The following is a 7,004-nucleotide window of genomic DNA, read 5'->3' on the forward strand; positions in this document are numbered from 1 at the left end:
GATACTTAAATCTAGCTTTCATAACCTGACTTTCAAACTAACAACATGATAACATACTTATCAAAGAAAAACCAATTTAAAAGTCCCCCTAAAAGGGGGAGGCTTTAAACCCAATTTTCTGGTAAATGCCTACAATGTGGGCATCTTGCTCGTAATATCAAATCCGTTTAATTCGGTATAAAAAAATGTTACATCACAAGCGCCATTGCCAAATCTTTCTCGATCTCCCCTACTCCCCACAGTAATTACACTAATTACACCTATGCTACCGGATTTGATATAATAGTGGCATCTTGCACGCTATGAGCGTACCTCACCCCTGATAGAATTTGGTGTAAAAAAAAATTATTTTTCTAAATTTCAGGCAAATAAATCAAGTGGTAAATAACCATAAGTTCCATTAACTCCTGTCGCTTCAGCAGATTGACAAGACACTAATACCCCTCTATATTCTCCGACATAAGATTCAAGATGATATAACTCTTTCATGCCATTAAATTTGATATAAACTGAACCTTCAATTGCTCTAAAATTAGAATCATCAATTAGGGTAGTATTATATCCTAATGCCCCTAGATAGCTTTCTAAAGCAGATAAAGCTTCAGTAGTCGATTCGGCACAAATTCCCAACATTTGATAGTCAGACAAATTAACTAATAGCAAAATTGCTGCTTGAGTAATAGCTTTTTCCTCTGGTGATTCTATTAACTTAATGTTTTGACAGGTAAATTTATGGAGTATTTCTTCAGCTTGAACAACAGTGAGATTATGAGTGTTTTGAGTAGACATATAATACTGTACATTGTATGACGATAATATCTGTAATATTGGTTATATAACAGGAGTTTTATAAAAATTATACAATTTTCAATAACTCAACTAAGTAAATTTAATCAATAACAGCCTAATATTACATCTATCATATTGTCTAATATTATGTCTCTTTGAATAACCACAATAAAAAACTTAGTAGGGATATTGCACGCAACGTGCGTAGGTTGTAGGGAGGGGGGAAAAAAGGGAAATTTGTTTGCGCAGTATTCCGCATCGAAAAAATATTCTCGCTTATACCAGTTCCCAAAAATAATGCTATACTTCATTAAGACTTCAGTTATTAAGTAATAATATAAGTTCAGTGATTATCGGTGTAGAACCAAAATATACTATTTATTTGAAACCTACTACCTACTTTTCATAAAGTGTATCAATACTCTGTAAATTTATCCATTACACTAACTCCTCCTATTTTTATTCAAAAATATCGCACAAATAAAATATCTATATAGGAATATAGAATAAAATTTCTCAATAACTAATTACTAAATTAATAAAATAATCCTTAGATCGAATAAATAAAATTATAATAGAAGTAGTGAATTTAGGAAATTAATCATCAGTGAAAATATCATTAGTTGTTAGTGACTTATCAAGCAGTGGTGTGGGGAGATGGGGAGGCGCAGTTCGTCCTTTCTTATTATCTCAAGCATTGAAAAAACTACAAGTAGAAGTAGAAATTGTAGGATTTATTAGTGGAGAAAAACAACAACTAGCAACCGATCAGGAAAATACTATTATCGCCATAGATAGCCACAATTACTATCCAAAATTTTTATTATCAGCCAAACAACTTCTAGATAAAATAACAGGAGATATAATTTACGCCTATAAATTAAAACCTACCAGCCTAGGTTTATCTCTAGTAAGAAAAATGCAAACCCATCGCCCAGTATTTTTAGATATTGACGATTGGGAATTAAGCTGGCATGGAGGAGATAGTTGGAAATATCGTCCCAGTCTTAAACAATTAGCTAGAGATATATTGAAACCAGAAGGAGCATTAAGACAACCAGACAATCCCTTTTATTTAAAATGGATAGAAAGTTTTGTCTCCAAAGCAGACAGGGTAACTCTACACAATCAATTTCTCAAAAAACGCTTTGGTGGGACTTATTTACCAAATGGAAAAGACACCACTTTATTCGATCCAACCAAGTACGATCCAGAGGTAAGCAGAACTCGTTATGGTTTGAGCGATTATAAAATTTTAATGTTTCCAGGGGCACCAAGACCTTATAAAGGAGTAGAAGATGTGTTAATAGCCCTAGAGAATATCAATCAGCCAGATTTAAGATTGGTAATTGTCGGTGGTAGTCCCTATGATGATTATGACCGTCAACTAATGGAAAGATGGGGAAATTGGATAATTAAAATGCCAAAATATCCGCCTACAGTTATGCCAGAAATTGTAGCGGCTGCCCATATAATAGTAGTCCCCCAAAGAGATACTCCAGAAGCTCAAGCACAATTTCCATTAAAACTAACTGATGGGATGGCAATGGCCAAACCAATTATCGCCACAAAAGTAGGGGATATTCCAGAAATTGTAGGCGATACTGGTTATTTAGTCGATCCTAGTTCTCCCGAACAAATTGCAGCACAAATTGAACTAATATTTAATGACTTAGCCACAGCAAATACCAAAGGTATGGAAGCTAGAGAAAGATGTATTAAATATTATAGTATTGATGCTATGGCTGCAATTTTATCAGAGTTAATCAAAATTTAGCGAGAAAGTATTAAGAGTATTCATTAATGGATAATGGATAATGGATAATGGATAATTACCTTTGGTTAAAACCGAGAGGATTGAATATAAGGAAACATTATTTCTTTTTTTTCCCTTAAAAGGGGAGGCTTTAAACCAGAATTATTTAATTATTAATTATTAATTATTAATTATTCGGTAAAAATTGAAATAATCTAAGATACCAGGAAAATATAAATGTCTAAAAAAGAATTTATTTTAAGATTTATTCGGCGTTATCCTTTCCACATAATAGGAAATATTATATTAGGCTTTGCCGGAGGATTATTTAATGGAGTTAATACAGCCCTAATAGTACCAATACTACTGCAAATTTCTGGGCAAGTAATTGAACTGAAGGGTTCTCCACCTATAATTAAGTTTTTATTATCTCCTTTTGATGGAGTTCCAGAAAAGTATCGTCTTGTGGTGATGCTTTTAGCAGTGATATTAACTATTGTTCTGAAAAATTTAACCACATATTTAAAGAATTTGTTATCAGTAGCTTTTACTCGTAGTCTCACAAATAGTATTAAATCAGAAATGTTCCAAACATTAATGGACAGCGATTTAGACTTCTTCACGAAAGTTAAAGTAGGAGATTTAACAAAACGTTTAGGCTCAGATACAGCTCAATGCACGCAAACTATTAATGCTTATATTAATCTAGTAACTCAATCAATAACTATTTTATTATTTGTCAACATACTAATTTCTATATCTTGGCAGCTTACTTTAATTTCTACTTTATTAATAACCTTAATCGCAGGTATTAATCAATTATTTATCCATCGCTCAAAAAAATATGGAGCTTTGTTAAACCGGGAACAAAAAACTTATGCCATTAAAGTCATTGAAACTCTCAATGGTATCCGCTTAATTAAATCAGTAAGTACTGAAAATAGAGAATATAAACAGTTAAGAAAATTAATGCTTTCCTTGGAAAACATAGCGCTGAAAGCCAAAATGAATTCAGCATTAATAGCACCAGTTAATGAAGTGACAAGCATAATTACGGTAATCAGTATTTTATTATTAGGCAGAACTTTATTTGTCGATCAAGTTGCAAACCTCTCTGCTATATTACTTACCTATCTTTTAGTTCTATTTCGGTTACTACCAATGATATCAGGAATTAATGGTACCCGTAATCAAGTTGCCAAAGGGTCTGCTAGTTTTGATATGGCTGTAGACTTATGGAGAAGAGATAATAAACCAATTATGAAACCTGGTTCCATACCCTTTCAAAAAGTTAGGAGGAAAATTCATTTTAATAAAATTTCTTTCTCTTATCCAGGTAATAGTAATTTAGTTCTCAAAAATGTTGATGTATCTGTACCTAAAGGTAAAACCTTAGCATTAGTGGGAGGTTCGGGAGCAGGTAAGTCAACATTTGCTGACCTACTACCAAGATTTTATGACCCTATTTCTGGTTCCATTACTATAGATGGCATCGACTTGCGTGAATTCGATATTACCAGCCTCAGAAAAAGAACTGGTATTGTTAGTCAAACTACTCATTTATTCAACGATACAGTCAGAAATAATATTTTATATGCTCGTCCTGATGCCACAGAAGATGAAATGATTCAAGCTGCGAAACAAGCTAATGCTTATGATTTTATTATGGAATTGCCAAAGCAATGGGAGACCGAAATAGGCGATCGCGGTGTTATGCTTTCTGGTGGTCAGCGTCAACGCTTGGCTATTGCTAGAGCACTATTGCAAGATCCAGAAATATTAATCTTAGACGAGGCCACCAGTGCCCTTGATACTGTTTCTGAGCGTTTGGTGCAGGAGGCCATCGATAAATTAAGTCGAGACCGAACAGTTTTAGTTATTGCCCATCGTCTCTCAACAATTCAAAATGCAGACCAGATAGCTGTTTTAGAGCGTGGAGAATTAGTAGAAATTGGCACTCATTTGGAACTTTTAGAAAAAGAAGATGGTTACTATCGCCGTCTATATTCTATACAGTTTGGCGAGGAATCTAAGGCAAATCATTATATTGACCATCAACTTTTGACTAAAGCTTCTTATGAAGCTCGTGGTTTTCTCAATCAAATTATTGGTTCTTTAAGACTATTAGCTGATGAAATAGTTGATACTCCTGAAGAACAGACAGAACTTACTGAGGAAGCTTTTCAGTCATCAATTTCTCTTTTAAGAACCCTAGAAATATTTGAAAATCAAATGGTAAACAAGAAGAGAGCTTAACGATAAAATTTTTATTGGTTCAATTATTATTATATAAATACACTTGAAGAGTATTGAATAATTAATAATTTTTGAGTTAGTATATCGAAAATTAGTTAATTTTATAGAACAAAGTTTGTCATACCAAAACATTAAACGTAGTTTTATTGCTCTAATTTTTCAAATATCCATTCTTGCAAAATAGGATTGACTAATTCCGGTGCTTCATCTTGAGGACAATGACCAACTCCAGGTAAAGGAATAAACTTTTCTACTGTTTCAAACTTAGCAAATTCCTTTGCCAATTCTATATTTTCCCAGGGGTCTTCCTCTCCCCATAAAATGAGAGCCGGACATGGTAATATTGGCAATAAATCTTCAGGTAAAGGTCCTTGAGAATAACCAGTAAAAGCCACAAAAACATCAACTGCTCCCTCATCTTTTGCTGCTGTTAAAAGTATATCTATTAATTCATCAGTAACAGCTTCAGAACGTTTATAAGCTTGTAACAATACTCGTCTGACTGTTTTCTCTGTTGCTAACTGGTTAAAAAATATTTGACTTATCCACTTGACTTTTAGCGCTTTTTGTACTATAGATGCCCCTTGACTGCGATACCAAGGAAGAGTAGAGCGTTTCCGTTCGTGCAAAAGTCGCAAAGAACAATTGATAATTCCTATACCCAAAGCAATATCTGGATAATCCACTGCGGCCTGCATCACCGCAATACAACCAACAGAATTTCCGATCAGAAAAGCAGGAGTGCCAACTATTTCTCTACAGAAATCAGCAATTTGTTGACTCCAGGTTTCAAATGTATAGGTAACATCTTTGCTTGGAGTTGGTTTAGCTGAAGCGCCAAAACCAAGTAAGTCAATAGCATAACAACGACAATTGGTAGCTAGTACAGGGATATTTTTGCGCCAGTGTCCCCAGGAAGCACCAAAACCATGTACTAATACTACAGAAGGGCCTTTTTCTCCTTGGCTTTGGTAGCAGATAGGCCAGCCTCGCCATATCCAAGTTTTAGGGGTAGTCATCAGATTTAATACCATTTCTCACACATTATTGCTACATCTCCTTGAGAGTAGGGAGTAGGGAGTAGAGTTCAAAGGCATAAGATATCTTTAGTTTAATGCCGATAATCGTTACAAACATTGCTGAACTATTATTATTACTTAATAGCTAAAGTAGCATCGGAAGTATAGCATGATTTTTGGGAATTGGTATAAAATGTATTGATCGTTAGTTTTATTATTTTACCGAATAGTTAAGGTTTAAAGCCTCTCCTTTAAAGGAGAAACAAGAGGTCGTAGCGGAGCTTCCCGTAGGGTGGGATGGCGTTTTGCTCCGCAACATATAAAGCCGAGCGGCTCTGTCAAGAGCGGGTCTCCTCGCTATATCCAATCGACCAAGAGATAAAAAATTTTCCTTTTATTCAATCCTCTTCCTTTTAGGGCTATCCATTATCAGCAAAATTCTTTACAAAAGTTGATAATGCCTATTATCAAAAGCTTACGAGTATTTTATTGGTTTTACAAGCTTTGACAAATTGACTAACTTGTGTACTCCTAAAAGTTGTTTTTTGTCGTTGCGATCGCAAGGACACTAGGAGCTTTCAGACTTCCCAACATCAAATGATATTTTTGTCAAGTTTTATGTTAAGAAAGATGTTTATAAGGGTGCATCTCAATGCGTGAATAAAGCCAAAAAGTTATTGCTTTTAGGGAACAGGGAACACCGGAGCTGGGAACAGGAAATATATAGGAAAAAAGTATTTTTGCTTGCTATGAGATGCACCCGTTTATAAAGCATAGCTTTTAGGGAGAGGTAATTATCAATTATCCATTATCCATTATTGAACTGAATCTACCTTGAGGAATTTTTTGTCGTTTGCTATGGAAGAATAATTTTCATCTTAAACTTAGAAAAAATCAGCAATTTATCTCAGTAATTATTTTCTAAATTAGATTTATTATTTGTTGATATATTATATAGTGTTTCTCAAGTTACTTGAGATACAGTAGCTTTTCTTCTTTTCTGTCTTGGTGTGCGTTACAGGTGCATTTGTCGGCTTGCTCAGGCGCGACCTGGTGGCCCCTTTGTTCCAGCCTCTATCGTACCCCACAGGGTCGCATCACTATTCCCTATTTCCCGAATTACTACTCTGTACGGACTTTAATATACCAGGTCCCTATCTGCTACCTACTCCCTAATTAATAAA

General features: G+C 34.4%; 4 protein-coding genes. 2 read left to right on the plus strand and 2 right to left on the minus strand.

The features are described from left to right. Positions 1-360: 360 nt before the first annotated feature. Entirely contained in the window at positions 361-789 is a 429-nt protein-coding gene (locus tag F6K54_RS37085; protein WP_293088963.1) for a DUF1824 family protein, read from the minus strand. Positions 790-1,396: 607 nt separating this feature from the next. Here F6K54_RS37085 and F6K54_RS37090 point away from each other — a divergent pair. Both F6K54_RS37090 and F6K54_RS37095 read left to right on the plus strand, forming a co-directional pair. Then, a complete protein-coding gene (locus F6K54_RS37090; RefSeq protein WP_293088965.1) occupies positions 1,397-2,566 on the plus strand; it encodes a glycosyltransferase family 4 protein in 1,170 nt (389 codons plus the stop codon). 216 nt (positions 2,567-2,782) lie between these two features. Further along, the gene (locus tag F6K54_RS37095; RefSeq protein ID WP_293088967.1) at positions 2,783-4,801 is read left to right on the plus strand and encodes an ABC transporter ATP-binding protein; all 2,019 of its coding nucleotides are present in this window, start codon (positions 2,783-2,785) and stop codon (positions 4,799-4,801) included. Between the two features lie 143 nt (positions 4,802-4,944). Here the strand turns inward: F6K54_RS37095 and F6K54_RS37100 are convergent, their stop codons facing one another. Beyond that, positions 4,945-5,835 carry an alpha/beta fold hydrolase gene (locus F6K54_RS37100; RefSeq protein ID WP_375342027.1) on the minus strand — a complete coding sequence of 297 codons (891 nt, stop codon included), beginning with the start codon at positions 5,833-5,835 and terminating at the stop codon, positions 4,945-4,947. Positions 5,836-7,004: the final 1,169 nt, after the last annotated feature.

It is taken from the genome of Okeania sp. SIO3B5, assembly GCF_010692555.1.
Lineage (GTDB): Bacteria > Cyanobacteriota > Cyanobacteriia > Cyanobacteriales > Microcoleaceae > Okeania.

Bases quoted from the DNA above. Each gene is read 5' to 3' on its own strand.
- F6K54_RS37085 (WP_293088963.1), bottom strand. From the start codon at position 789: ATGTCTACTCAAAACACTCATAATCTCACTGTTGTTCAAGCTGAAGAA.
- F6K54_RS37095 (WP_293088967.1), top strand. From the start codon at position 2,783: ATGTCTAAAAAAGAATTTATTTTAAGATTTATTCGGCGTTATCCTTTC.
- F6K54_RS37100 (WP_375342027.1), bottom strand. From the start codon at position 5,835: ATGGTATTAAATCTGATGACTACCCCTAAAACTTGGATATGGCGAGGC.